This is a genomic window from Vibrio sp. 03_296, assembly GCF_002265885.1.
Map to the genome: position 1 here is coordinate 1 of NZ_NPKW01000704.1, position 1,106 is coordinate 1,106.

Annotated in this window: 2 protein-coding genes; both read left to right on the plus strand. The window is 45.8% G+C overall.

What is annotated here, in order from left to right; translation table 11 throughout:
• Positions 1 to 235: hypothetical protein (locus CIK04_RS34350; protein WP_325205893.1), on the plus strand; the 235-nt coding region annotated here is incomplete at its 5' end.
• The gene (locus CIK04_RS27260; RefSeq protein WP_325205894.1) at positions 192 to 998 is read left to right on the plus strand and encodes a replication endonuclease; all 807 of its coding nucleotides are present in this window, start codon (positions 192 to 194) and stop codon (positions 996 to 998) included. The genes CIK04_RS34350 and CIK04_RS27260, both read left to right, overlap by 44 nt.
• Positions 999 to 1,106: the final 108 nt, after the last annotated feature.

Sequence of the window (1,106 nt, forward strand, 5' to 3'; positions counted from 1 at the left end):
AAAGCAAACTGAAATCGATTCATTACATGAGTTAGAACTCGCGCATTCACGTTTGACAAAACACGGCTATAGTTACGCCATGTCAGACGACCAAATCACCGAGTTTGGCAAAGAAAAGTCATACCAATTTGCTAAGCGCGTGTTTGCCCTTCGTGGTGCTGGTGAGGCTGAGCAATTAGAGAAGCTGTGTGATGCTGCATTCTCTTGGTCTTGGCTTCAACCCTTCCGTCATTGAAAAAGCTGAGGAAAACGGGGAGCTTTACGCCCTAACTAATCGCGCCATTGATGAAAAATGGCTGATTCGCCAATTGCGTAGAAAGTGTGCTTATGAGCTTGAACGTGTCGCCCGTGATTTGTCGCTCGTTCAACGTCATAAGCAAATTTATTGCTCTGACTATTCCGTATTGCGTCACCGTGACCGAATCAAGTCAAATCAAACGGCTCTAGAAAAAACGGTTGCCTATGATGAGCAAAACCCCAATTGCTGGTTCACCATGTCAGAGCTTTCTGGCAAATCTGTTTCTACCTCGCCACTTCGTCGCGCTGAGATGTTTACGCGCTTAAAGGGCTTTGAGCAAATTGCACAAGAAAGCAAGCATTCAGCAATGTTCTATACCCTAACCTCTCCTTCTCGTTTTCACTGCTCCAGTAATGGCGCGGTCAATCCTAAATGGCTTGAGGCTGGTCGTCCTACTGTTCAGCGCACGCATGATTACTTAATGAAAGTGTGGCAAGACATGCGCAAATGGATGGACAAGAACGAAATCAAAGTCTACGGGATGCGCATTGTTGAGCCTCATCAAGACGGAACGCCTCATCATCACTTTCTTTTGTTCATGGAAAACGCCATGCAAAGCTTGTTACGAAAGAGTTTAAGCGCCTTGCGTTGGTTGATTCGCCAAATGAAAAAGGCGCGAAGAAAAGACGCTTCACCTCTGAGACTATCAGATTTAATCGAGCGGCTCTGCTGTTGGTTATGTTGCGAAATATTTGAGTAAAAACGTTGACGGTCAGCACATTGAAACAGACCGCAATTCCAATCTATCTGGCATTGAGGCTGCTGAGCGCGTTGTTACATGGGCTCGTGTTAACCAGATTCGACAATT